We start from the raw sequence: 23,555 nt of genomic DNA, 5'->3' as shown, positions 1-23,555 counted from the left end.
CGGCAAAGGCGCCGGCGCGGAGGGGGTGAAAGGCGTGGACCGCAGCAGGCTTTCGCGGCAGGAGCTGATCCGGCTGCGGCGACGGGAAGGGTTCGTCGGGCGACGCGGCGAGATCGAAGCCTTCCGTGCCAACTTCGCCCGGGACGTGGAGGATCCGGCGCAACAGTTCCTGTTCCATGTGCACGGCCAGGCCGGCGTCGGCAAGACGTCCTTGATCCGGCAGTTCGAGAACACCGCCCGCGAGCAGGGCGCGCCGACCGCGTACGTCGACGAGGCGGTGCACGACGTGCCGGACGCCATGGCCGCCATCAGCAGCCAACTGGCCGCGCAGGGACGCCCCTTGAAGGTGTTCGACAAGCTCTTCGCCACCTACCGGGAGCGTCGGCACGAGGCCGAGGCGGCGGCCGTCGCCGCCGGGGGGCCGAGCGGTGAGGCGGATCCGGGCGGCGGCGCCGAGGGCAGCGCCCCTTCGCCCGGCAGCATGATCGTGGCCCAGGCCGGGCTCGCCGGTCTCGGTCTGCTGCCCGGCGTGGGTGCCGTCACCGGAGCGCTGGACCCCCGCCAGGTGGCACGCGGCGCGGACCGGCTGCGGGGTCTGCTCAGCGCCCGGCTGCGCAGCCACGACGAGGTCGAGCTGGTGATGGAGCCGCTGGAGGCCCTGACCCCCGTATTCGTCCGTGAGGTGAACGCCGTTGCCGACGAGGTGCCCTGGCTGACCCTCTTCTTCGACACCTACGAGCGGACCGGCCCGCTGCTGGACATCTGGCTGCGCGATGTCCTGGTCAGCGACCGGTACGGACCGCTGGCGCCCAATGTGGTGGTCACGCTGGCCGGGCAGACCGCCTTGGACCGCCGCTGCTGGGCCGACCACCTCGACTGTGTGGCGGAGCTGCCCCTGGACGCCTTCACCGAGGCCGAGGCGCGGCAGTACCTGGCGACCAAGGACATCGTCGACGAGCGCATCGTCGAGGTGATCCTGCGGCTGTCCGGCGGGCTGCCGGTGCTGGTCTCCACCCTCGCCGAGAACCGCCCGCAGGCCGTGGACGCCGTCGACGATCCCAGCGACACGGCCGTCGAGCGCTTCCTGAAGTGGGAGACGGACCCGGTCCGCCGGGAGGCGGCGCTGGCCGCTGCCCTGCCACGCCATCTCGACGAGGACATCTTCCGGACCGCGGTGGACCCGGCCGCCGCAGGGCAGTTCGCCCGGCTGTGCCAACTGCCGTTCGTCGCCCACCGGGGCGGGCGGTGGCAGTACCACGAGGTCGTGCGTACCGCGATGCTGCGCCTACAGCGCCGCAGATCACCGCAGACCTGGACGGCCCGGCACCGCCGCCTGGCCGAGGCGGCGCGGGACCGTCGTACGGAATGCGCCGACGACGCTGAGCCGGCGCGGGCCTGGACCGACGAACGCTGGGTGGAGTACCGCCTGCGGGAGACCTACCACGCGCTCTGCGCGGACCCGCAGGCCGCCCTCGACCGGGCGCTGGCCGACATGCTGGACGCGGCCGAGTACGAGCGGGCCGTGGTGCGCAGGGCCGCGGAGACCGTCCGGCAGGCCGGGGAGGACGCCGACGCTCCCGAGGTCAGGGAGTGGGGCGACCGGCTGGTGGGCGCCCTCACGGAGGGCGGCCAGGGGCTGACCGGGGTACTCACGGCGCTGCTCGCCCGCACGGGCCTGGAGGTGGCCGACCAGGCCCGTATCCACCGCCTCCGAGGCCGCGAGTACCGCAAGGCCGAAGCCTGGCCGCAGGCGTTCGCCGACTTCGACCGATGCCTGGAGCTGACGCCGCGCAACGCGCCGGCGCTGTTCGACCGGGGGCTGACGCACCGCTATATGCGCTCCTTCGAGCGCGCCGCCGAGGACTACCTCCAGGCCCTGGACATCACCCCGGACTCGGTCGACACCGCGTCCCAACTCGGCGAGGTCTACCGCCTCATGGGCCAATTCGAGCAGGCGGTCACCGAATTCGATCGGGTCCTGGCCCGGCAGCCCCGGCACGCCTTCAGCCTCGCCAGCCGCGCCGTCTGTCTCCGTCGCCTCGGCCGCCATGAGGAAGCGCTGGCAGGCCTGGAGCGCGCCATCGAGGTCAACGCGGAGTACGCCTGGGCGATGGCCGAACGGGGCGCGACCTACCGCGAGGTGGGGCAGTACGACCTGGCCCTGGCGGAGTTCGACCGGGCCCTGGCGGTCAACCCCGCGTACATCTGGGCCTATGCCCGCCGCGGTCTCACCCTGCGTGCCTTGGGCCGTCACGAGGAGGCACTGGCTTCCCTCGGGCGCGCGGCCGAACTCCGCCCGGACGACCCATTGGTGTGGGGGGAGCGGTGCAGCACCCTCCTGGACCTGCGGCGCTACGAGCAGGCGCTGGCGGCCGCCGAACGCTCCCTGGCCCTCGACCCCTCCTACGCCTGGGCCCACATGGCCCGCGGGCTCGCCCTGCGCGCGCTGGGCCGCACCGAGGAAGCCCGTACCGCACTCTCCGCCGCCCTGGAACTCGCCCCGGACTCCCGGCGGGCCATGGTGGCCCGTGGCAGGACCAACCTGCTCACGGGCAGGCCGACGGAAGCACTGGCCGACTTCGACCGCGCGCTCGCCGACGGCGGTCCGAGGGCCGCTCTCCTGGCACTCAAGGCCGGCTGTCTACGGCGCTTCGGGCGTCTGGACGCGGCACGAGAGGCGAGTGAGGCGGCACGGCGCGCACTTGCCGACGAACGGCACACGGCCGAAGCCGCACGGGAGACGGAGGACGGACGACGCCGAAGCGTTGCGGCGACGGGACCGGCGGGTGCGGCGGCCGTGGGCCTGATGGTCCGGTACGAGGCGGCGCTGCTGGCCGGAGCCCACGGCGGTGTGCGGGCGGCCGAGTCCGTCTCCGCCTGGGAGGCGCTGCGGGCCGAGGCACTATGCCTCCACGGGGCAGGCGACGCCGGCGAAGGAGAAGGAGAGAACGAGGGACGCGTGGACGGGGGCGGAGACTGCGCCGACGATCTCTCTCACCTGATGGCGGCAGGCGCGGCCGTGGTGGGGATCGTCAGCTGCTGCGCCCTGGGTGACTGGTCGGGTGCCGAGGACGCGATGGCGCGGCTGCTGGGCGGGGGTGCATGGGAGGCCCTCGCGGAGAGCGAGTTGGGGGTACGCGATCTGGCGGGACTTCCGGGCGCCGACGCCGAACGGCTGGAGGCGATACGCGACGGCCTGATACGCAGGAGGGCAGCGGCGGCCGGCCGACCCGACTGACAGGCGGGGCGGGCGGAGGTTCACTCGCCGTCGTACTCGGCCTCGTGCTGCAAGATGCACTGCTGCCACTGCGACAGGGCCTCTTCGCGGTCGCCTCCGCTGTCCTGGGCGGCGACGATAAGCGCATCGGCGGCCATGGCGGCGAGCCGTACCGCGATATGGCAGACATCGCTCTGGGGGAGCGGCCGAAGGAGTTCCACCGCGCCGTCGCTGTCTCCGGAAAGCGCGGAGGCGACGACGGCCATGGTGGTGCGATCCCACTCGTACTCGGACATGGGGAGAGCATGCCCAGCACGGGGCGTCGCCATCATCGAACGGATAAGCGCCCCGCCGATGGCGAATAGGGCGGAGAAGGAGGCGAAATGGGGCAAAGAAGCTGACGGCTCGGCCTCTCCTGGGGCCTCTCCGGGTGCCGTTGCCCCATGGGCTCGCCCCCGTTGGCTCGTCCCCATCGACTCGTCCTCATCGACTCATCCATTGGCTCAGCCCAGTTGGCGGACCGGGCTGCCGGCCAGGAAGGCGGTGATGTTCTCGACGGCCTGTTGGAAGTAGCCCTCGTAGTTGCGGCGGGTGACATAGCCGAGGTGCGGGAGGGCGAGGACGTTCGGGAGTGTGCGCAGGGGGTGGTCGGCGGGCAGCGGTTCCTGCTCGAAGACGTCCAGACCGGTGCCCGCGATCCAGTTCTCACGCAGCGCCTGGAGCAATGCGGGCTGGTCGACGATGGCGGCGCGGGAGGTGTTGATGAGGTAGCTGGTGGGCCGCATCCGGCGGAGTTCGCCGGCGCCGAGCAGGCCGCGGGTGCGATCGCTGAGGACGAGGTGTACGGAGACGAAGTCGCTGGTCTCCAGGAGCTCTTCCTTGGTGGCGGTGGCGCGTACGCCTGCCTCCGCGGCGCGCTCAGCGGTGAGGTTCCGGCTCCAGGCCACCACGTCCATGCCGAAGGCCTGCCCGATCCGGGCGACCCGGGTGCCGATCTTGCCCAGGCCGAGCAGTCCGAGCGTACGGCCGTGCAGATCGGCGCCGAGCGTGCTCTGCCAGGGGCCACCGGCACGGAACGCGGTGCTCTCGGTGACGACGTTGCGGGCGAGGCCGAGGATCAGGGCCCAGGTCAGTTCGACGGGCGGTTCGGTGTTGCTGGCCGTGCCGCAGACGGTGACGCCGTGCCGGGCGGCGGCCGCCAGATCGATGGCCGCGTTGCGCATTCCGGAGGTGATCAGCAGCCGGAGACGGGGAAGCCGGGCGAAGAGGGAGGCGGGGAACGGGGTGTGCGTTCGCGCATGGCGACGACGATCTCGCAGTCGCCGATCGCCGCGACCACCTCGTCCTCGGAGCGGAAGGGCTGCCGCAGCGTACGGACGTCCACGGCGCCGGCCAAGGGGGACCAGTCGGCCATGGAGAGGGCGACGCCCTGGTAGTCGTCGAGTACGGCGCAGCGCGGTGTCATGCGGAATCTCCCGAAGGATGCGGCAGGTGGTAGGTAGCGGACGGCGAGGGGGTGAAGGGGTAAAGGAGGAGAAGAGGTGAAGGGGTAAAGGGCAGATGGTGAATGAGGTGGTGGGTGGCAGTACGGAAGGTGAGCCGGGACAGGGAAAACCCCCTTATTCATCAGGACCGTACCGTCCAAAAGCCGCCTAGCCAGTGACTATTCACATACTCACCCGGCCCCGAAATTGATCAATCCTGGTCGATTACAGTGCTGCGCCAGGGGCCCTCGTAAGGCCCCTGGACGTAGTGAGCTTCGGGAGGGCGCAGTGAGCGCAGCGGGAGGCGGCGCCATCTGGGGGCGCGCGGAACAGCAGGACTTCCGCAGTCGGGTACGCGGCTGTCTGCTCGGCGGCGCCATCGGCGACGCACTGGGCGCCGGTATTGAATTCGACTCGCTCGATGCGATCCGTGAGGCGCACGGCCAAGAGGGCGTGACGGACTTCGTGCCCGCCTTCGGGCGACGCGGAGCGGTCACCGACGACACCCAGATGACGCTGTTCACCGTGGACGGGCTGATCCGGGCCCAGGTGCGTCGTGACACCGGCGCCTGGCATCCGCCCACCGACGTCCACCGCGCCTATCTGCGCTGGGCCGCCACCCAGCGCGACTGGGGCCCGGACGAGCGCAAGAAGGACGACGGCTGGCTCGCCCGCGAGGAGTGGCTCTACTCGCGCCGCGCGCCCGGCCGGGCCTGCCTGACGGGCCTCGGCGACGAGGTGATGGGCACCCTCGACAAGCCGAAGAACCCCGACTCGAAGGGGTGTGGCGCGGTGATGCGCTCCGCGCCGTTCGGGCTGCTGGTCGGCTGGGAGCCGCAGCTGGTCTTCCAGCTCGCCGTCGAGTGCGCGGCGCAGACGCACGGCCACCCCACCGGCTATCTGGCGGCCGGCGCGTTCGCCGTCATCAGCCATTCGCTGGCCCGAGGCGAGGACCTTGACGGCGCCGTGCAGAAGGCGCTGGCACATCTGGCCACCCGCCCCGGCCACGAGGAGACCACCGACGCCCTCAAGCGCGCGCTCGGCGCCGTACGGCAGGGCATGCCGACTCCCGCGCGGGTGGAGTCGTTGGGCGAGGGGTGGACGGCCGAGGAGGCGCTGTCGATCGGTGTGTACTGCGCGCTGGTCGCCGAGGACATGCGGCACGGTCTGCTGCTCGCCGTCAACCACAGCGGCGACAGCGACTCCACCGGCGCCATCTGCGGCAATCTGCTGGGCACGCTGCACGGCGAGACGGCGCTGCCGCCGGTGTGGATCGTCGAGCTGGAGGGCCGGGAGACGATCTTGCAGCTGGCCGACGATTTCTCGATGGAGATGACGCAGGGCGCCGCGTTGCACGGCCCGGCCGGATCCTCGCCGGGATGGCTGGCCCGGTACCCGCGGGCTTAGCCGGCCCAGTCGACTTGGTCAGCTGCGACGGCATCGGATCACTCCCACCACCCCCGTCACTCCCACCACTCACGTCACTCCCACTCAGAGTGCTCCGTCCCCTCGAAGCAGTACTTGACCCATGTGGCAGTGCGGTTGGGGCTGGTCGACGGCACCGCGCACAGCCGTACCCGGAAGGTCTCGCCGACGGTCGCCATGGCCGTGTACTTGTCGTGGTTGTAGTCGATGGAGGCGCTGCGGGCCGCTCCGCCCGCCACCCGGAGGGTCACCATGTCCCCGGAAACGCCATTGACGATCCGGCCCCATACGGCGCCGCACTCCTTGCTGTACCGCAGTTGTACGCGCACCGGGTTGCCCTCCTTGGGCTCCCAGGTGGTGGCGTCCTCGGCGCACCCACCGCTCTTGTTCGGATCCTTGTTGTCGCAGCCGGCTCCGGGGCAGCCGGGCGGCGGGTCCTCGAAGAGCTTGGGGAGCTGATCGGCGGCGACGGTGGCGAGCGCGCCGACGACGGCCGTGACGACACCCACCACCAAGGCGTGCCGGGCGTGCGCGCGCAGCCAGCGCCCGCCGGCGCGGAGCCGGACCCAGGCGCCGCAGACGCGGGCCCAGGCGCGACGCAGGAGGGAGGGCGGTGGCTCGGGGGGATCTGCGGGGTCGTCGAGGCCGGAACGGGGTTCCGGGTCGCCCATAGGCGGGTCGGGTTCCGGGTTGCCGGCGGGAGGGTCGAGTTGCGGGTGGTCGACGGGAATTTCGGGTTCCGGCGTACCGGGTTCCGGGTTGCCCGCGCCTTGGGTCATCCGGCCTCCTGGCAGGTTCACTGGAGGTCCACGCGGCGTAGACCTCCAGTTTCCGCCACCACGACGGCCGGCCGGTAGCGCATTTTCCGCCGCACCAGGCATCCTGGCGCACGTCCCGCCTCCGCGCGCTCACTTCTGCCGGCGCGCGCCCTCCAGGGCCGTCCGCAGCCGGCCCAGCCCTTCGCGGATCTCCTCCGGGGAGTGCGTCACGAACGACAGCCGGGCGGCGGTGGGGTCCGGTGTCCCGGCGAAGAACGGCGCCCCGGGAACGTACGCGACGTCATGCCGTACGACCTCGGGCAGCAGTGCCGTCGCGTCGTACCCCTCGGGCAGCGTCGCCCACACGAACATGCCGCCCGCCGGACGGTTCCACCGTGAGCCCTCGGGGAGCGCCGAGGGCAGTCCGTCGACCAGCGCGTCCCGCCGCGCACGGTAGGCGTCGCGCACCCGCGCCAGATGGGCGTCCAGGTCCGCGGCCGCCAAGTACCGGGCCGCGGCGGCCTGGTCGACGGTCGAGGTGTGCAGATCGGCGGCCTGCTTGGCGATGACACAGGCCCGGCGCAGCGCGGCCGGCGCGCGCAGTGTGCCCAGCCGCAGCCCGGGCGCCATCACCTTGGAGAACGAGCCGAGCAGCGCCGTACGGTCCTCGGCCCCGGGGAAGGAGGCCACCCATGGCATCGGTTCGCCCTCGAAGCGCAGCTCCCCGTACGGGTCGTCCTCGGCGATCCACAGGCCGCGCCGGGCGGCGACCCCGGCGACCGCGGCCCGCCGCTCGGCGGACAGGGTGCGGCCGGTCGGATTCTGGAACGTCGGTATGACATAGAGCAGCTTGGGCCGCTCCCGCGCGGCGATCTCGTCCAGCGCCGCCGGGTCCAGACCCTCGTCGTCGGTCGGCACCGGCACCACCCGGGCGCCGGCGAGGGAGAAGATCTGGAGCGCCGCGAGGTAGCACGGGTCCTCGACCAGCACCACATCGCCCGGCTCCAGCAGCACGGTGGCCAGCAGCGACAGCCCCTGCTGGGAGCCGGTGGTCACCAGCAGATCGTCGGCCTCGGTGGCCAGTCCGCGTGCGGAGTAACGGGCCGCGACGGCGGCGCGCAGAGCCGGATCGCCCTCGCTCGTCGAGTACTGCAACGCCCGCCGCGGGGCTTCCGCCAGCACGTGCCGGAAGGCGTCGGCGATACCCGCCGCATCGAACAGCTCGGGCGCGGGCAGCCCGCCGGCGAACGAGATGACCTCCGGCCGGGCGGTGAGCGCCAGGATGTCGCGTACGGGGGAGCTACCGGTCCGCGCCGCACGCGCGGCGAGCCCGGGAACGGGGGCGTGGGCATCAGTAAGGATCGCGTCCGGCACAGCGGCTCCCATCACTCGAGGTCTGCGGTTAACCGGCGTTAGCTGCAGAGGGCAGGAAGCTTATGCGGGGCGGACGGTGGTGTGCAGGGGTGCCCGCATGGTGAACGTGCGCGAGGGGCGCCGCCCCCGCCCCGGGGCCTTCGACCGCCCCCTCTTGACGACCTGTCAGCTACACCCCGGCATCCGGATGCGTGAGGCCCGGCTCATGGCCGAATTGCGCTGAAATCTGCTTACGGGGCGTGCGCAGGGCTTATGGGTCTGCGCATGGCCGAGCCCCCTCGGCCGGGACGGCGATCCAGTCGAGAGGGCTCGTATCTGCGGATTGCGGAGCGCGCGGGTTCAGGTCACGCCATGTCGAACGCGCCACCGGCGACGTCCGACACAAAGCGGCTCCAGGAGGAGTTGTCGAACGTCAGACGCGGTCCTTCGGGGTCCTTGGAATCGCGCACCGCGATGGCTGCGGTGGTAGGCACAGCGATTTCCACGCAGGCGCCGTTACCACCGGAGTACGAGGACTTGGTCCAGGAGAATGCGGAATTCGGCTGCACGGCCATGTTCACTCCAACTCACTCTGAGTTACCGCGGATTCGGTAGAGATGACGCTACGCGCCAACATCACCAGCCGCAGAGGCCGTTCACCCGTCCGAAGGGCATATTTCTTGATCTCTTTTCATGGAGGCGGGGGCGGGTGTACCGTGCGAACCCATTCTCCGGAATCCCGGATTCCGCCTCATTTTCGTCACGCTCAGGCCTCACCTCATCGCATCCGCATGGGCTTTCGCCGCATCGGCGATGAACTCCCGGCTCGCTTCCGCGCTCAGCGCCTGCGCACGCAAATGCTCGTACATGATCGTGTATTTGTGCACATCGTTGGTTTTCTCCAGATAGAGGTCACTGGTGACCCCCTCGATGTACACCACGCTGGAATCGGAGGCGTCGTCGAATTCCAGGATGGAGAACGTTCCCGACATTCCGGCATGGGCGCCGGTGTCGTAGGGAAGAACCTGAACGGTCACATGCGGCAAATTGCTCACCTCGACGAGATGATCCAGCTGCTCGCGCATGATCAGATGGCTGCCGACCACCCGTCGCAGGGCACTCTCGTCCAGCACCACCCACAGCCGTAGCGGACGGTCGGGATCGTTGACCCGCTCCTGGCGGCGCATCCGTACCTGGATCCGCTTCTCCAGGTGGTCCGGCGCCAGCTCGGGGACCGTACCGGGGATCACCGCCTCGGCGTAGCCGGGGGTTTGCAGCAGGCCGGGCACCAGCAGGGACTCGTAGATCCGCAGTGAGGCAGCCTCGGTCTCCAGGCCGATGTAGACGCTGTACGGAATGTCGCCGAAGGCGTGCCACCAGCCCTGCTGGCGTGAGTCCTTCGCCATCTGCATCAGCGATTCCACTATGCGGTGGTCCTCGACCTCATAGACCCCGCACAGATCACGGACATCGCGCTGGCTGATGCTGCGGCGGCCGTTCTCGAGCCTGCTGATCTTCGACTGGGAGACCAGCAGCCGCTCGGCCACCTCCTCCGCCGTCATGCCCTTGAGCTCGCGGAGCCTGCGCAGCTCCTGGCCCAACCGGCGTCGTCTGACGGTGGGATTGACATTGGACGCCACGGGACGTGCACCTCCGGCTCCGTACTGCTGTTGGTTCGTGTCCAGCAGAGTGCCACTCCGGAGTGACGCCGCGCAGTGAAATGCATACAGAAGGCGAGCGGTCATATGCGTGGGGTGGCGGGGCGGCCGTCGTCCAGAACGGCCGGCCCGCCACCCCACGCTCCTTGCTGCGGCTCCCGAACGGGATTGTGGGACCGGTGGTGCGAGCGGTGCGAGTGGTGCGGATATGCTCTGGTGCCGGTGGTGCGGGCGTGGTGTATCGCGCCCCGGCGGAGCGGGGCGTAGGGCGTCGTGCCCCGGTGGTACGGGCGTCATACGCGCGCACCGGTGGTACGGCGCGTGCGACGCGTACGGGCGCTTTACGGCGTCAGCGGGCGCCCACGCGAGCCATCCTGCCGTGGCCGTGCCGCGATTGACCCGGCGCGCCGGCCGGCTCCGCCGTGGCACGGGACGCCGGTTGCCGTACGGTTCCCGGGCCGGCGGCCTGAGACCGCCGGGGCTGTGCCGCGGCGCCGTTCTGGACATCCATGACGGCGTGTGCGACCAGCCCGCCCATCGGGTCGTGCCGGATCAGATCCCGGAGACGGGAGCGCGATGACCGCCCTTCGTTCCCGGGGTAGAGGTGCTTGCCGAGTCCGACCGCATGGGCCAGCGCGGCGAGCGCCGCGGTCCGCGGGTCCGGCGGTACGCCGGTGCGGATCGCGTTGTCCAGCCGGGCCCTGATTTCCCGGCTGATGGCCGTCTCCGTCGCTTGGTAGCGCGTCGTCGGCAGCACCCCGCACATCTGTCCCGCCACGGCATGGACCATGCCGCACCGTTCGAGATGCGTGAGGTACGTCTGGCGCAGCCCCAGCCGGGGCCCGCCGATCCAGTGGACCGCGCGCACCGGACTGCCGCGTCGGCGCAGCAGTTCGAGCGCTGAGTCCAGAGTCGGATCTCCTGTCGGCCGTGCCATCACCACGGCGATACGATCCCCGTCTGGGGCTATCCGTCCTGCCAGAGCCAGCTCTACTAGCTGGGCCCCGGCCAGGCCGAGGTCGAGCGACTGCGGCTGCGCTGTGGTACCCGTCGTCGGGTCCAAAGCGAGCAGCAGAAGCTCCTCCGGAATTGTTCTGCGGCTCCTGCCCATCCATGCCTCCCCGCGTGGATGAATGACAGGGTGACCCCTCTCACATTCATCTGTCGAGAGTGCGTGGGGGGTTCGGTAGGGAACCGGTAGGTATGTCGTTCTCGTCTTGCACGTCGGCGACATCTATCCGTGGGGTGCGGTGCGTCCCTGTTCGCGTGGCGGCGAGGTGGGCGCGTGCGGACACAGGACACTTGGGAACACTGGGCCAGGCAGGCAGCGCGACGTATGAAGGAGACATCGGTGGCGGGCGAGTCCCCCGACAAGTCGGACAAGAAGCAGTCGTCGGGGGAGACGGCGCGGAGCAAACGCGATCCGCGCCTGTCGGCCCTCCGCGGGGAGCCGGACGAGCCGGCTAAGAAGCCGGGCGCTGTGGCCACGGCAGAGGAGTCCGGAGCCGCTGAGGCGTCCGGGAAGCCCGGAGCGGCTGAGGCGTCCGAGTCCTCTGGGAAGCCCGGGGGCTCCGGGGCTTCCGAGGAGTCCGGGGAGCGTGAGGCTGTCGAGGCCTCTGACGCGCCTCAGGAGGCCGCGGAGGACGGCGCGGGCGGCAAGGGCGGCGACGCGCGTCTGCGCGACGCTGTGGCCGCCTGGGTCGCCGGGAACGGTGACGAGGGCGGCGAGGGCCGCGAGGGTGCCGACGGTGAGGCGGACGGCGGCGGCTCTGAGGCGACCGCGGATGCCGATGCGGATGCCGACGGGGATGTTGACGGGGACGCCGACGCGGATGCCGACGGGGGCGTCGATGAGGATGCGGCTGCGGATGATGCCGCTGATGCCGCCGCAAAGTCGGGAGCAAAGTCGGAGGCGGCCGAGGGTGACGCGAAGGCTGCGACTGAGCCTGCGGTGAAGCCCGCTGCGAAGGATGTGGCGAAGGGCGCGGCGAAGGCCGGGGCCGGGGTGGAGTCGAAGGGCGAGTCCAAGGCTGCGGTCGCTTCCACGGCTGCGGACGAGTCCAAGGCCAAGGACGCGCAGGGGTCCGAGGTCGAGCCCGAGTCGAAGGCCGAGGTCGAGGACGAGCCTGAGGCTCAGTCCCAGTCGCAGTCCAAGCCCAAGGTTGTCGATCAGCCGACCGCCGTGTTCAAGACCATCGGCGCACAGAAGAGCAAGCCCGTCGAGAAGGCGGGCGAGAAGCCTGGCGAGAAGGCCGGCGGCGAGGGTGACGGCAAGGAGGGTGGCGAGGCCGAGGCCGAAGAGTCGGCGGTCGATGATGCCACCCGGGTGTTTGCCATCGCGAAGGCAAAGGGGAAGGCGGCCTCGGTCGGGGCCGTCGACCAGGCGACCACCGCGTTCAAGATTGCCCCGCCCGCACAGGGGAAGCCCCCGGCCGACGACAAGCCCGCGGCCAAGCCCGCGGCCAAGGACACGTCGGCCAAGGGTGCGCCCGGCAAGGATGAGTCGGCCAAGGACAAGTCCACGGCCAAGGACAAGTCCACGGCCAAGGACAAGTCCACGGGCAAGGGCAAGGACGAGAAGGCCACCGGCGGCGACAAGGACACCGGCGGCGACAAGGACACCGGTGACGGCAAGGACACCGGCGGCGGCAAGGACACCGGCGGCGAGAAGGCCGGTGCCAAGGGTGGCTCCGCGCCCGAGCGGGACTCCGAGCGGACGAGTCAGTTCGTCGCGCTGAAGTCGGCGGACGACGGTACGGCGGGCAAGTCGCTGGGCAAGACGGCGCCCAGGACGCCGGTCCGCTCGCCCGGCAAGGAGTCCGCGAAGGCGGCAGAGAAGGCCGTCGAAAGCGCAGCGGAGAAGGCGGCGGAAAAGGCGGCTGAGAAGGCGGCTGAGAAGGCTGCCGGTAAGTCTGCCGAGAAGGGCGCGGACACGCCGGCGGCCGGTAAGGCCGCCGGTGCCGGTCCGCTGCCGTCTGCCGCGCCCGCCAAGCCGAGGACGCCGGCCCGGCCCGGTGACCAGCCGCCCGCTGCCGCGTCCACGGGTGCCACGCCCGAGGTCGCCCCCGCCGAGCTGCCCGAGGCGGAGCGGACCAAGCAGCAGCCGCTGCCCCCGCTGGACCTGCTGGCGAAGCTCACCAACACCCCGCCGCCGCCGGAGACCCCGCTGCGCACGGTCGTCCGCCGGTTCAAGATCTGGACCCCGCTGGTCGCCCTGCTGGCGCTCATCTACGTGGTAGCCCAGGGCGTCCGCCCGCTGCCCAACCCCACGCTCGCCGTCGGCGGCTCGGCCGCGTACACCTTCAAGGGCGGTCAGCCCTCGGTGCCGTGGCCCGACCAGGGGCAGGCCGCGGTCGGGGTCGTCGGCGTCGGCACCCTGGGGACGCGTGGTGAGGCCAAGCCGGTGCCGACCGCCAGCGTCGCCAAGGCGATGACCGCGTATGTGATCCTCCGTGACCACCCGCTCAAGAAGGGCGAGAAGGGCGAGACGATCACGATCGACGCCCAGGGTGAGGCGGACTCCCAGAAGAAGGACGAGTCGCGCGTTCCGCTCAAGAAAGATCAGCAGTTCACGCAGTACCAGATGCTGCAGATGCTGATGATCCCCTCGGGCAACAACGTCGCGCGGCAGCTCGCACGTTGGGATTCCGGGTCCCAGGAGGCGTTCGTGAAGAAGATGAACGCGGCCGCCAAGGACCTGGGGATGACCAAGACGACGTACACCGACCCCAGCGGCCTGGACAAGGCGACCGTGAGCACCGCCGTCGACCAGCTCAAGCTGGCCGAGGAGGTCATGAAGAACGATGCGTTCCGCGAGGTCGTCCGCATCGAGAACGTCCAGATCCCGGGCCTTCCGGAAAGGCTCTACAACAACAACCGCCTGCTCACGACGATGGCGGGCCAGGTCGTCGGCATCAAGACCGGATCGAGCACGCCGGCCGGCGGCACGTTCATGTGGGCCGGCTACCGCACCGTCGGAGGCAAGGACCAGCTGATCCTCGGTGTGACGATGGACCAGCACACCAACAGCCCGGACCCCAACGCGCAGCTCGACCTGGTGCTGAACAACACCGAGAAGGTGATCACGGCGGCCCGGAACGCGCTGGTCTCCGACACCGTGGTGAAGAAGGGCCAGGTCGTCGGCTACGTGGACGACGGGCTCGGCGGCCAGACGCCGGTGGTGGCGACCAAGGACCTGTCGGCGGTCGGCTGGCCCGGTATGAAGGCGACCTTCTCCATGAGCACCGGCGGCAAGACCCTCCCGCACGAGGCGAAGGCCGGCACCAAGGTCGGTGTGCTGACGGTCGGCAACGGTGAGAGCAGCCAGAAGGTGCCGGTGGCCCTGAAGGAAGACCTCGTCGAGCCCTCCTTCGGAGCGAAGCTGACCCGGCTCGGGTGAGCCTGCCGGGGGCTCCGTGCGGACGGTGGGCATCAGCCCCGTGTGCCGCACCGGAGCCCCGGTCACCCCCGGCAGTGCGCTTGCCCGCCTGCCTCTCCGTCCCGCATGTGACCGGAGCCCGTCATCGACGTAGCGCAAGCACAGAAGGCGTACGCGTCCGCCGTAGCCGCCCGTGGGGTGTGGGTGGCGCGGGGCGCGGTGGTGCTGATGCCCTCCGGGCTGATGCTGTTGCTGGGGGCGTGGGGGATCCGCCGGCAGGACGCCATATGGCGGGACGAGGCGGTCACCTACGACATGGCGCACCGCAGCCTGGCCGACCTGTGGTCCACGCTGCTGCACGTGGATGTCGTCCACGGCCTGTACTACGCGCTGATGCACGTCTGGTTCCGCCTCTACGACCCCACCCTCGGCGGCACGTTCGGCGAGGTGATCGGTCTGCGGTTGCCGTCCGCGGCCGCGATGACCGCCGCCGCCGCGGGCGTCGCCCTGCTGGGGCAGCGACTGGTCGGGCGGCGGGCAGGTCTGCTCGCGGGCCTCACCTTCGCGCTCATCCCGGTCGTGCAGCAGTACGCGCAGGAAGGGCGCTCCTATGCGCTGGTCTGCGCCCTGGTCGTATGGGCGAGTTACCTGCTGGTGCTGACCGCTGCCCGCCCTCGGGCGAAGCGGTGGCTGGGGTATACGGCGCTGATGCTGTTCGCCTGTCTGCTGCACGAGTTCGCGGCGCTGGCGCTGCCCGTGCACGCGGCCGCGCTGATCCTCGCCCGGCTGCCACGCCGCGTCCTGCGGGCCTGGGCCCTGGCCGCCCTCACCGTCCTCGCCGGGCTGGCGCCGCTCGCGGTCTTCAGCACCCGGCAGTCCGCGCAGATCAGCTGGCTGATGTGGCCGGACCCGCTCCAGCTGCTGACCTTCGCGGTGCTCGCGGTGCTCGGTATCGCCTGTGCCCGGGTCCGGGTGCGCTCGCGCGGCCCGATCGGCCTGCGCGCCCTGGCCGTCCCCCTCCTGCTCCTTCCCACCCTCCTGCTGCTGCTCCTCTCCCACGTCGAACCGGCCTACGTGGACCGCTACGTCCTCTACTACGTCGTCGGGTTCGCGCTCCTCGCGGGCGCCGCCCTGGCCCGGCTGCTGCGCCCGGCCGGTGAACGGGGCCAGACCCGCGCCCGGCGACTGCGCAGAACCCTCGCCGTGGCGGCGGCGCTGGCCGCGCTCCTCCCCGTCAACGTCCATCTGCGCAGCCCCGACAGCCGGGTCGACGACGTCACCGCCATCGCCCACGCGGTCCGTGAGGTGTCCGAGCCCGGCGACGGCCTGCTCTTCATGCCGGCCCGCCGCCGGATCTGGACGGCGACCTCCCCGCACGACTTCCGCGGGCTGGACGACCTCGCCCTGGCCAAAAGCCCGTTGGCCTCCCACACCCTCTACGGCACCGAACGCTCCGGCGACGCCATCCGCGCCCGTATGCTCACCGCCCGCCGGATCGTCGTCGCCGGCGACCCCGACGGCCAGCCCACCGACGACAACGACCAGGAAATCGCCAAACGCACCACCCTGCACGACGCGTTCGAGGTGTGCGGCAGCACGGAGGTCCACGGCGCCCGGATCACGCTGTACGCGCAGCCGGGGGCCTGCGCCGCGGACGACGAGTAGCCGGGCGGCTGCCAACGGGCTCCGCGGACATGCTCACGGGGTGGGGTGCGGGTGGCGGGCGACTTCCGGCCGCGCTGCGGGGTGTCGCTCATGTGCGCACCGTACGGGGGCGGGTGACGTGGGGTCACGGGGTTTCCGGCCTCGGCTGCCGTGCCGGTGAGCTGGGGCGGGGCCCGGTCCGGCCGAGGTGCCGCCGGTCCGCCCGGATGGCCGTCATGGGTCCGGCGGCGGGTCCGGCGCCGGGCGTGGCAGGCCGTGCGGCGCCGCGGCCGGCGGGGGCCTGCGCGGGGGCGGTCCGCGAGCGGTGCGGCGGGCCGTGTGAGCCCGGAGCTGTACGCCGGAGTGGTCATGAGTCCGTTGTTCGCCGCGAGTCTTCGGTGCCTACCGAAGGGGGACATGCCTACGGTGCCCGTATGAGCACCTCCCCGGAGTACGCCACCTTCCATTTCCATGCGCTGCACCACGCCGACCAGCCGCTGCTGCTGCCCAATGCCTGGGATGTCGCCTCGGCCGTCGCGCTCGCCGGGGCCGGATTCGCGGCGGTCGGCACCTCGAGCCTGGGCGTCGCCGCCGCCCACGGCTATCCGGACGGCCGGGCCCTGGCCGAGGCCCGCGATGCGACGCTGGCCCTGGCGCTGCGCCTCAACGGCCGGCTGAGCTGCCCGTACACCGTCGACATCGAGGGTGGATTCGGCGGCGACCCGGCTCAAGTGGCCAACCTGGCAGGCGAGTTGGCCGAGGCGGGGGCCGCGGGGCTGAACGTGGAGGACGGGCTGCCCGGCGGGGAGGGGCTACAGGATCCGGTGCGTCAGGCCGAATTGATCAGCGCGGCGAAGGAGCGGGCGCCGGGGCTGTTCCTCAACGCCCGGATCGACACCCACTGGCTGGTGGACGCCCCACCGCCGCTGTCGGCGACGCTCTCGCGCGCCGAGACCTATCTGGCGGCGGGCGCGGACGGTGTCTTCGTACCGGGAGTGGTCGCCGACGAGGACGTATCGGTGCTGGTCGCGGAGGTTCCGGCGCCGCTGAACATCCTCTTCGTCCCCGGGCGGCACACCGTCAGCCGGCTGGCGGAGCTCGGAGTACGCCGCATCAGCACCGGGTCGCTGCTCTTCCGTACGGCCCTTCAGGCCACCCTGGGGGCGGCGGAGGCCATCCGTGCGGGGCAGGAGCTGCCGGATGTGACGGGGGCGGGTGGTGAGGTGATGGGGTACGAGGACGTGCAGCGGATGATGCTGGGGGAGTAGGCGCTGCTAGGGGAAAGCACCCCTTAGGCCCGCTGTCCGCCGCGGTTTCCGTGGCGTCGGCGGTGCACCGCGAGGGCCGTGCCCGCCACGCCGAGCGCGCCCGCGCCGCCGATCAGCCCGGCCTTGGGCAGATGGCCGGCCCTCTGGGCCAGTCCGGCCAGCCCGTCGTCGGGCAGCATGATCGACGTCCGGCTCTCCGTGGGCGCGGTGGAATCGGCGGCGGAGGCGGCGCCCGCGGGAAGCAGCAGGGCGGCCAGCGCGCCGGCGGCGACGGCGGCGGTACGGATCACGGAGCGGTGCTGGGCCCGCATGGGTACTCCTCGTCGAGGGCGGCTCGGGCCGCCAATAGGGGCGCGGTACGCGACAGCACCTTACGGAGCGTCCTTAACGACGATCCGTACGTTGTGTAACAGTCAGCAAGATCTCTGGGATCGGTCCTGTGACGAAGCGTCCGGTGCGGGGCGCCCAAAGGCCGCAAAGACGGCCAACGGCCCCGCCCCGTACGCCTGCACGGTGTTGACGGACCCTTACCAGTCGATGTCGTCCGGTGGCTCCGGCAGCGGCTCTTCGTCCGCCGGGCCGGGGCCGGGATCCTGTGCCGGGCGGCCGCCCGCGGGCGCCGTGCCGGCCGCCTCGGCCGCGGGCCCGTCGAGGCCGCCCGCTTCGCCCCGCCCCGCCAGCTCATCGAGAATCTGCTGCCCGTACTTCGCGAGCTTGTTCTCGCCGACCCCGCTGACCGTGCCCAGTTCGGTGATCGTCGCCGGCCGCAGCAGGGCGATCTCCCGCAGCGTCGCATCGTGGAAGATCACATACGCGGGCACGCCCTGCTCCTTGGCCGTACGGCCCCGCCAGCCGCGCAGCGCCTCGAAGACCGGCAGCGCCTCCTCGGGCAGATCCACCGGTGCCCGCTTGCCCTTGGCCTTGGCCTTGGCCGCCCGCGCGGCCTTCTCGGGCTCGCGCCGCATCGGCACCTCGCGCCGGCCGCCGAGCACCTCGCCGCTGGTGTCCGTGAGCACCAGCGTGCCGTAGTCACCCTCGACCGCGAGCAGTCCCTGGGCCAGCAACTGCCGTACGACGCCCCGCCATTCGGCCTCCCGGAGGTCGGCGCCGACGCCGAAGACGCTCAGCGCGTCATGATCGAACTGGATGACCTTCGCGGTCTTCTTCCCCATCAGGATGTCGATGATCTGGCCCGCCCCGAACTTCTGCCCCCGCTCCCGCTGGAGCCGGACGACGGTGGACAGCAGCTTCTGCGCGGCGACCGTGCCGTCCCAGGTCTGCGGCGGGGCCAGGCAGGTGTCGCAGTTGCCGCAGGCGGTGCCCTGCTGGCCGAAGTAGGCCAGCAGCCGGACCCGGCGGCAGTCCACCGTCTCGCACAGCGCCAGCATCGCGTCGAGGTGGGCCGACAGCCGGCGCCGGTGTGCCTCGTCGCCCTCCGAGCCGTCGATCATCTTCCGCTGCTGCACCACGTCCTGGAGGCCGTACGCCAGCCAGGCCGTCGACGGCTGGCCGTCCCGGCCGGCGCGTCCGGTCTCCTGGTAGTAGCCCTCCACCGACTTCGGCAGATCCAGATGCGCCACGAACCGCACGTCCGGCTTGTCGATGCCCATCCCGAACGCGATCGTGGCCACCACGACCAGCCCGTCCTCGCGCAGGAAGCGCGCCTGGTTCTCCGCGCGGGTACGGGTGTCGAGCCCGGCGTGGTACGGCACCGCCTCGATGCCGTTGTCCACCAGGAACTGCGCGGTCTTCTCCACCGAGGCCCGCGACAGGCAGTAGACGATGCCGGCGTCGCCCGCGTGCTCACTGCGCAGCAGCTCCAGCAGCTGCCGCTTGGGCTCGCTCTTCGCCGCGATCCGGTACTGGATGTTCGGCCGGTCGAAGCTGGCGACGAAGTGCCGGGCCTCCGCCATCCGCAGCCGGGTGGTGATCTCGGCATGGGTGGCGTCGGTCGCGGTGGCGGTCAGCGCGATCCGTGGGACGTCGGGCCAGCGCTCGTGCAGCATCGACAGCGCCAGATAATCCGGCCGGAAATCATGCCCCCACTGGGCGACACAGTGTGCCTCGTCGATCGCGAAGAGCGAGATCTTCCCCCGGTCCAGCAGGCTCAGCGTCTGCTCCACCCGCAGCCGCTCGGGCGCCAGATACAGCAGGTCCAGCTCGCCCGCCAGGAATTCGGCCTCGACCAGCCGCCGCTCCTCCAGGTCCTGCGTCGAATTGAGGAATCCGGCCCGCACCCCGAGCGCCCGCAAGGCGTCGACCTGGTCCTGCATCAAGGCGATCAGCGGCGAGATCACCACCCCCACACCGCCTCTGACCAGCGCGGGGATCTGATAGCACAGCGACTTGCCGCCACCGGTCGGCATCAGGACGACGGCGTCCCCGCCGCCTATGACGTGCTCGATGATCTCCTGCTGACTGCCGCGGAACGCCTCGTACCCGAACACCCGGCGCAGCACCTGCACCGCCTCGTTCGCCTCCGAAGCGCCTTCCTCATCCATGTCCACGACCACTTCCACGTCCGCCTGAGCCATTCCGAAAGCCTACGAGTTCCACGGGACCCGCCGCGGAGCCTGTGGATAACGGTTGTGATTCCGCCGCACCGCGCGCTGGGCCGAACGGGTGCCTTCGGGTCAAGGGCATTGTCCGGCGACAACTCGTCTGGGTTACTGGTCGTGCCTGGTCGGTGGGCCGTCCATCCCCCTCGGGCTTCGGTAGCCGGTCCGCCCGCCAGCCCTCTGTGCACGGGGCTGTGAAGGACGACCCAGCAGCGCGACGGCCCCTCGTGCCTCCCAGGTGCGAGCAGGTCAGGAGTGTGCGCCGTCTGCGCCGTCCTCCCGTACGGCCGGCTGCTGCCAGTGCTCGGACTCCGGCTTGTAGACCGCGACTGTCGCGAGCGGAGCCGGGCAACAAGCCGCAGACAGCAGGAGGACTTGCATGTCCACACCCACACCTCAACTGACTCCGCCCGGCGTGCAGCCGAATCTCGCGCTGCCCGGGCCCATTCTGCTTGCCGTGGTGCCGAGCTCGGGGCCGACCACGGGCGGGAACAATGTGCTCCTGGTCGGGCTCGGCCTGGCGGGCACCACCAGCGTCTCGTTCGGGGGCAGCAACGCCACCATCGTCGCGCAGGACCCCCTCGGGCTGACGGTCACGGTGCAGGCTCCGAACCACGCCGCGGGTGCCGTGCAGGTCACCGCCACCACCGGGGTGGGCACCAGCAACCCGGTGACCTACGTCTACGTGGCGGCGCCCACGCCGGCCTCGCCCACCGCCACGGCGATCATTCCCTCCTCGGGGCCGAACACCGCCGGCAACCCGTTCACCATCCTCGGTTCGGCTCTTCAGAACGCCACCGTCACCTTCGGGACCAGCGCGGCGACCGTGCTGGGCACCGACCCCAGTGGCGCCATCCTGTTCGGGCTCGCCCCGGCCGGACCGGCCGGCGGCGGCAACGTCCCGGTCACCGTGGCGACCGCGGGCGGTACCGCCACCGTGCCCGGCGGATACACCTACCTCCCGCCCGTCCCGGTGGTCACCGTCCCGGTGTCGCCGGCCACCGCGGCGGCAGGTGCCACCTTCACCATCGCCGGCACCAACCTCTCCGGAGCGACCGTGCTCTTCGGGGGCACACCGGCCACCGTGACGGTGAGCGGGGGCGGCACCCTGATCACCGGCACCGTTCCGCCCGGCGTCTCCGGGTCGAACGTCGCGGTGACCGTCCAGACCCTGGGCGGTACGGCCAGCGCCGGATCCTTCACCTACCTGTGAGGTGACGGAAGGCTCTCCGGGCCGGCGGCCCGGGTCCGGAACGTCAGGTTCCAGGGCGGCTGGGATGTCCTGCCCTGACCGGACCTGACCGAACGGCACGGTGCCGTCGCCCCGCAGGAGAGCCCGCCAGACCGTCCGGCCCCCGCCCCGTTCACGGGTAGGGGCCGGACCCCGGGCGGGGCACGCCGGAGCCCGAGGACTGACGGGGTACGGCGCCCGGGGGCAGATAGCGTCGGACGGCGTCCACCGAAGGGTGCTCGGCGACGTCACACAGCACCGGCAGCGGAAGTCCGGCGTCCGCCATCCACGACAGCCCGGTGTGCCGCAGATCGTGGCGCAGCAGGTACTCATGACCGAGTTCGACCACGACGTCCTCCCAGTCGGTCGCCTCCCGCAGGACCGCGGTGGAGAACCGGCGCCGGGACGGACCGGTGAACAGCCGTGCCTGCGGGGCGCCGCGCGCCGCCTCCAGCCGCCTGGACACCAGCATCCGTGCCGCGGGGCGCAGCGGCACCGCGCGCAGGCTCCGGCCCCGGCATGCGCAGTCGGTCAGGCCGCCCGGGTCGGACACCGTGCGGTGACGCACCTGCCAGGTCCAGCTGTCGGTGTCGATGTCCTGCGCCCGGAGACCGGAGACCTCGCCGAAGCGGGTGCCGGTCCACGCAGCGAAGCGCACGATGTCCCCCCACCCCTCGTAGCCGTCCGAGGACCGCTGGACGAGCGCGGCCGCCAGACGGTCCAGCGCCTCCGGGCCGGGCAGGGCCAGTGACCGCGGTGCCGCGCGTTCGGTCTGGGCCCGCTGGAACTCCTGCTGCCAGCCGGCGACCCGGGCCGGGTTGGCGTCGAGCAACCCGTCCCGTACGGCCTGTTCCAGGACGCGCACCAGCACCGCGAGGCTGTTCTTCACCGTCGACAGACCGCATTCGTCGGCGATCCAGCAGTGCAGCGCCCGGTTGACGACCCGGCGGGCTATCTTCCGCACGAGGATGTGCCCGATGCTGGGGAGGACGCGCAGCCGCCACCCGGCCTGATACGGGGACATGGTCATGGGGTCCAGACCGTGCATCGCGGCCGACCACCGCCATTCCCCGTACTCGGCGAGTGACATCGTGTGGGTGTCGACCGCAACGGAAGACCGGCACACGGAATCAAACTTCATTCTCGAATAGCCCTTGTCTGAGGGGGAGTTATCGGCCGTCCGGTCAGTGAGGGCGCGATTCTCTCGTGCGCGCGGAACCGGTCGAGGGCCGGCGGTCACTTCAATGGGCATGCTATGTGGCAGAGTTGGATCGTGGCGGCGTCGTCCGCGGGCCAAACGCCGTCCGGCGGTGGATCACCGGACGGCGCTGCGCTCCCCGTACGTGAATGTCAAGCGGCCAGCTCGCTGCGGAGAACACGCCTCCATTTCGCGGCGGAGCAGGAGAAGTGAGCAAGTCGGCGCTTCATCAGTCATGAGCGAATTAAAAGCATCGACCAATGCTGCTGCGCAAGTTGGTACGAGATTTCATTTTTCGCGCTGCTCCGAACGGGTGGCCTTATCGGTTGACTGTTGTAGCCCGTCAGTGGTGCATGAATTACTGGTCGCATCCAACCGGTGGGCCGCCCACCCTCTCCGGGGAGCGGCATCTGGCCTACTCGTTGGCCCGGCCCAGTGCCTGGTTGCGGTCAGACCGTGATGCCGTATGGGCGTCCCCGGCAGAGGGTTTTGGATCCGTCAGCCGGTGCCGGTTTTCGGCACCGGCTGATCGGCCCCCCACCATTCGAGCGAGGGGGCGTCATGCGAACGACTTCCGCCATCCATTGGGGCAGCGGCGTCTGTGCCCTGATCCCGGCCCGTGGCGCCGCACGGCCAAGTGCCCGGCCCGGCAGCGGCCGCAGGAGTCCGCAGGCCCGGCGCCCGGCCGGAGACACCGCCGGGAGAGCGCAGAAGCCCGCGCGGTCCGGCGGTGGCGGCCAGGGCGCCATGACGGCGCCGGCCGAGTCCGTACCGCCCCACGATTCATGATCCCCGCCGCGGCCGCCAGCAGGCGGTCGCGGTTCGTGTGACCGTCCCACTCTCCCCCCCCACGAGCGCAGCGGCCGCCGCTTGACCCGCTGCCGACGACGGCTACTTCGCCGGGGCCGCCCTGCCGGGTGCGGCAGGCCCGCCCGTTCTCACTCCCCCCGGCCGCCCGCACTGCTCCCCCCCGGCAGCCGCCGCTCCGCGGTGACCTCCCCGCAGGTTCCCCCGCCGCACCTCTGAATCCGGATCGGCCGGAAAACCGGCTGAGCTCAGAAACCCCACAGAACACCGGAGTGCAGCATGGCGCGAAGAAGCATCGTGATTCTCGTCGACGAGCCCGAGGGAAATGCCCTGCCGCAGAACTCGCGCGAGGACGTCCGGGACCCGGTAAGGCTCGTACGCGGCAATGGCTACGAGCGATTCGAATTCTACGGCGAGTACGCGGAGTTGGACGGAGAGCCGGTTCCCGTCTATCGCTGGCATTACCGCACGAGCATCGCCGAGTAGGCGCCGTGCGGCCCCAGAAGAGAACAGTTCGCCAGAGGAGCGGGAACATGATCTTCCTCATGAGGGACGGAGTCCTGTCGTGAACCGAGA

General features: G+C 71.2%; 17 protein-coding genes and 1 pseudogene. 7 read left to right on the top strand and 11 right to left on the bottom strand.

Annotation, left to right across the window (positions count from 1 at the left end; translation table 11 throughout):
- Window positions 1-34 precede the first annotated feature (34 nt).
- Window positions 35-3,238: a tetratricopeptide repeat protein gene (locus tag ACZ55A_RS13520; protein ID WP_468838667.1), complete on the top strand. Its 3,204-nt coding sequence runs from the start codon at window positions 35-37 to the stop codon at window positions 3,236-3,238.
- 20 nt (window positions 3,239-3,258) lie between these two features.
- On the opposite strand, the gene ACZ55A_RS13515 is transcribed toward ACZ55A_RS13520, so the two are convergent.
- Window positions 3,259-3,513: a hypothetical protein gene (locus ACZ55A_RS13515; RefSeq protein WP_468838664.1), complete on the bottom strand. Its 255-nt coding sequence runs from the start codon at window positions 3,511-3,513 to the stop codon at window positions 3,259-3,261.
- A 207-nt stretch (window positions 3,514-3,720) separates the two neighbouring features.
- A pseudogene (locus ACZ55A_RS13510) lies at window positions 3,721-4,682 on the bottom strand (D-2-hydroxyacid dehydrogenase family protein).
- Window positions 4,683-4,989: 307 nt separating this feature from the next.
- Here ACZ55A_RS13510 and ACZ55A_RS13505 point away from each other — a divergent pair.
- Window positions 4,990-6,108, top strand: a complete 1,119-nt coding sequence (locus ACZ55A_RS13505; protein WP_468838661.1) for an ADP-ribosylglycohydrolase family protein — start codon at window positions 4,990-4,992, stop codon at window positions 6,106-6,108.
- Between the two features lie 74 nt (window positions 6,109-6,182).
- On the opposite strand, the gene ACZ55A_RS13500 is transcribed toward ACZ55A_RS13505, so the two are convergent.
- From ACZ55A_RS13500 to ACZ55A_RS13480, 5 genes are all read right to left on the bottom strand, one after another.
- Window positions 6,183-6,905 (bottom strand): DUF2690 domain-containing protein, encoded by a 723-nt coding sequence (locus ACZ55A_RS13500; RefSeq protein WP_468838659.1) that lies wholly within the window; start codon window positions 6,903-6,905, stop codon window positions 6,183-6,185.
- 129 nt (window positions 6,906-7,034) lie between these two features.
- Window positions 7,035-8,270, bottom strand: coding sequence for an aminotransferase-like domain-containing protein (locus ACZ55A_RS13495; RefSeq protein WP_468838656.1), 1,236 nt, complete (start codon window positions 8,268-8,270; stop codon window positions 7,035-7,037).
- 332 nt (window positions 8,271-8,602) lie between these two features.
- Window positions 8,603-8,812, bottom strand: coding sequence for a DUF397 domain-containing protein (locus tag ACZ55A_RS13490; protein ID WP_468838653.1), 210 nt, complete (start codon window positions 8,810-8,812; stop codon window positions 8,603-8,605).
- 198 nt (window positions 8,813-9,010) lie between these two features.
- Window positions 9,011-9,877: a helix-turn-helix domain-containing protein gene (locus ACZ55A_RS13485; protein WP_468838650.1), complete on the bottom strand. Its 867-nt coding sequence runs from the start codon at window positions 9,875-9,877 to the stop codon at window positions 9,011-9,013.
- A 367-nt stretch (window positions 9,878-10,244) separates the two neighbouring features.
- Window positions 10,245-11,006 (bottom strand): GOLPH3/VPS74 family protein, encoded by a 762-nt coding sequence (locus ACZ55A_RS13480; protein ID WP_468838647.1) that lies wholly within the window; start codon window positions 11,004-11,006, stop codon window positions 10,245-10,247.
- A gap of 240 nt (window positions 11,007-11,246) precedes the next feature.
- Between ACZ55A_RS13480 and ACZ55A_RS13475 the strand changes: the two genes are divergently transcribed.
- The 3 genes from ACZ55A_RS13475 to ACZ55A_RS13465 all read left to right on the top strand — a co-directional run bounded on the left by ACZ55A_RS13475 (window position 11,247) and on the right by ACZ55A_RS13465 (window position 17,185).
- The gene (locus ACZ55A_RS13475) at window positions 11,247-14,294 is read left to right on the top strand and encodes a D-alanyl-D-alanine carboxypeptidase (protein WP_468838644.1); all 3,048 of its coding nucleotides are present in this window, start codon (window positions 11,247-11,249) and stop codon (window positions 14,292-14,294) included.
- A 207-nt stretch (window positions 14,295-14,501) separates the two neighbouring features.
- Window positions 14,502-15,938: a glycosyltransferase family 39 protein gene (locus ACZ55A_RS13470; RefSeq protein WP_468839139.1), complete on the top strand. Its 1,437-nt coding sequence runs from the start codon at window positions 14,502-14,504 to the stop codon at window positions 15,936-15,938.
- 413 nt (window positions 15,939-16,351) lie between these two features.
- Complete coding sequence (locus ACZ55A_RS13465) at window positions 16,352-17,185, top strand: isocitrate lyase/PEP mutase family protein (protein ID WP_468838641.1); 834 nt, start codon at window positions 16,352-16,354, stop codon at window positions 17,183-17,185.
- 23 nt (window positions 17,186-17,208) lie between these two features.
- Here the strand turns inward: ACZ55A_RS13465 and ACZ55A_RS13460 are convergent, their stop codons facing one another.
- The 3 genes from ACZ55A_RS13460 to ACZ55A_RS13450 form a co-directional block, all read right to left on the bottom strand.
- Window positions 17,209-17,496 (bottom strand): hypothetical protein, encoded by a 288-nt coding sequence (locus ACZ55A_RS13460; protein ID WP_468838638.1) that lies wholly within the window; start codon window positions 17,494-17,496, stop codon window positions 17,209-17,211.
- 216 nt (window positions 17,497-17,712) lie between these two features.
- Entirely contained in the window at window positions 17,713-19,686 is a 1,974-nt protein-coding gene (recQ, locus tag ACZ55A_RS13455) for a DNA helicase RecQ (RefSeq protein ID WP_468839136.1), read from the bottom strand.
- Window positions 19,687-19,992: 306 nt separating this feature from the next.
- Window positions 19,993-20,130: a hypothetical protein gene (locus tag ACZ55A_RS13450; protein WP_468838635.1), complete on the bottom strand. Its 138-nt coding sequence runs from the start codon at window positions 20,128-20,130 to the stop codon at window positions 19,993-19,995.
- Between ACZ55A_RS13450 and ACZ55A_RS13445 the strand changes: the two genes are divergently transcribed.
- On the top strand, window positions 20,123-20,956 hold the full coding sequence (locus tag ACZ55A_RS13445; protein WP_468838633.1) for an IPT/TIG domain-containing protein: 834 nt from the start codon (window positions 20,123-20,125) through the stop codon (window positions 20,954-20,956). The two genes, ACZ55A_RS13450 and ACZ55A_RS13445, sit on opposite strands and share 8 nt — an antisense overlap.
- Before the next feature lie 151 nt (window positions 20,957-21,107).
- Here the strand turns inward: ACZ55A_RS13445 and ACZ55A_RS13440 are convergent, their stop codons facing one another.
- The gene (locus ACZ55A_RS13440; RefSeq protein ID WP_468838630.1) at window positions 21,108-22,115 is read right to left on the bottom strand and encodes a tyrosine-type recombinase/integrase; all 1,008 of its coding nucleotides are present in this window, start codon (window positions 22,113-22,115) and stop codon (window positions 21,108-21,110) included.
- A 1,143-nt stretch (window positions 22,116-23,258) separates the two neighbouring features.
- Between ACZ55A_RS13440 and ACZ55A_RS13435 the strand changes: the two genes are divergently transcribed.
- Entirely contained in the window at window positions 23,259-23,465 is a 207-nt protein-coding gene (locus ACZ55A_RS13435; RefSeq protein ID WP_468838627.1) for a DUF5988 family protein, read from the top strand.
- Window positions 23,466-23,555: the final 90 nt, after the last annotated feature.

It is taken from the genome of Streptomyces sp. NPDC034111 (genome assembly GCF_055575375.1).
This window is presented reverse-complemented; position numbering and strand designations above follow the sequence as displayed.

What these genes read in the sequence shown, in the direction of transcription:
- ACZ55A_RS13515 (WP_468838664.1), bottom strand. Translation starts at nt 3,513, where the DNA reads ATGTCCGAGTACGAGTGGGATCGCACCACCATGGCCGTCGTCGCCTCC.
- ACZ55A_RS13500 (WP_468838659.1), bottom strand. Translation starts at nt 6,905, where the DNA reads ATGACCCAAGGCGCGGGCAACCCGGAACCCGGTACGCCGGAACCCGAA.
- ACZ55A_RS13495 (WP_468838656.1), bottom strand. Translation starts at nt 8,270, where the DNA reads ATGGGAGCCGCTGTGCCGGACGCGATCCTTACTGATGCCCACGCCCCC.
- ACZ55A_RS13490 (WP_468838653.1), bottom strand. Translation starts at nt 8,812, where the DNA reads ATGGCCGTGCAGCCGAATTCCGCATTCTCCTGGACCAAGTCCTCGTAC.
- ACZ55A_RS13480 (WP_468838647.1), bottom strand. Translation starts at nt 11,006, where the DNA reads ATGGGCAGGAGCCGCAGAACAATTCCGGAGGAGCTTCTGCTGCTCGCT.
- ACZ55A_RS13470 (WP_468839139.1), top strand. Translation starts at nt 14,502, where the DNA reads ATGCCCTCCGGGCTGATGCTGTTGCTGGGGGCGTGGGGGATCCGCCGG.
- ACZ55A_RS13465 (WP_468838641.1), top strand. Translation starts at nt 16,352, where the DNA reads ATGAGCACCTCCCCGGAGTACGCCACCTTCCATTTCCATGCGCTGCAC.
- ACZ55A_RS13460 (WP_468838638.1), bottom strand. Translation starts at nt 17,496, where the DNA reads ATGCGGGCCCAGCACCGCTCCGTGATCCGTACCGCCGCCGTCGCCGCC.
- recQ (WP_468839136.1), bottom strand. Translation starts at nt 19,686, where the DNA reads ATGGATGAGGAAGGCGCTTCGGAGGCGAACGAGGCGGTGCAGGTGCTG.
- ACZ55A_RS13445 (WP_468838633.1), top strand. Translation starts at nt 20,123, where the DNA reads ATGTCCACACCCACACCTCAACTGACTCCGCCCGGCGTGCAGCCGAAT.
- ACZ55A_RS13440 (WP_468838630.1), bottom strand. Translation starts at nt 22,115, where the DNA reads ATGAAGTTTGATTCCGTGTGCCGGTCTTCCGTTGCGGTCGACACCCAC.
- ACZ55A_RS13435 (WP_468838627.1), top strand. Translation starts at nt 23,259, where the DNA reads ATGGCGCGAAGAAGCATCGTGATTCTCGTCGACGAGCCCGAGGGAAAT.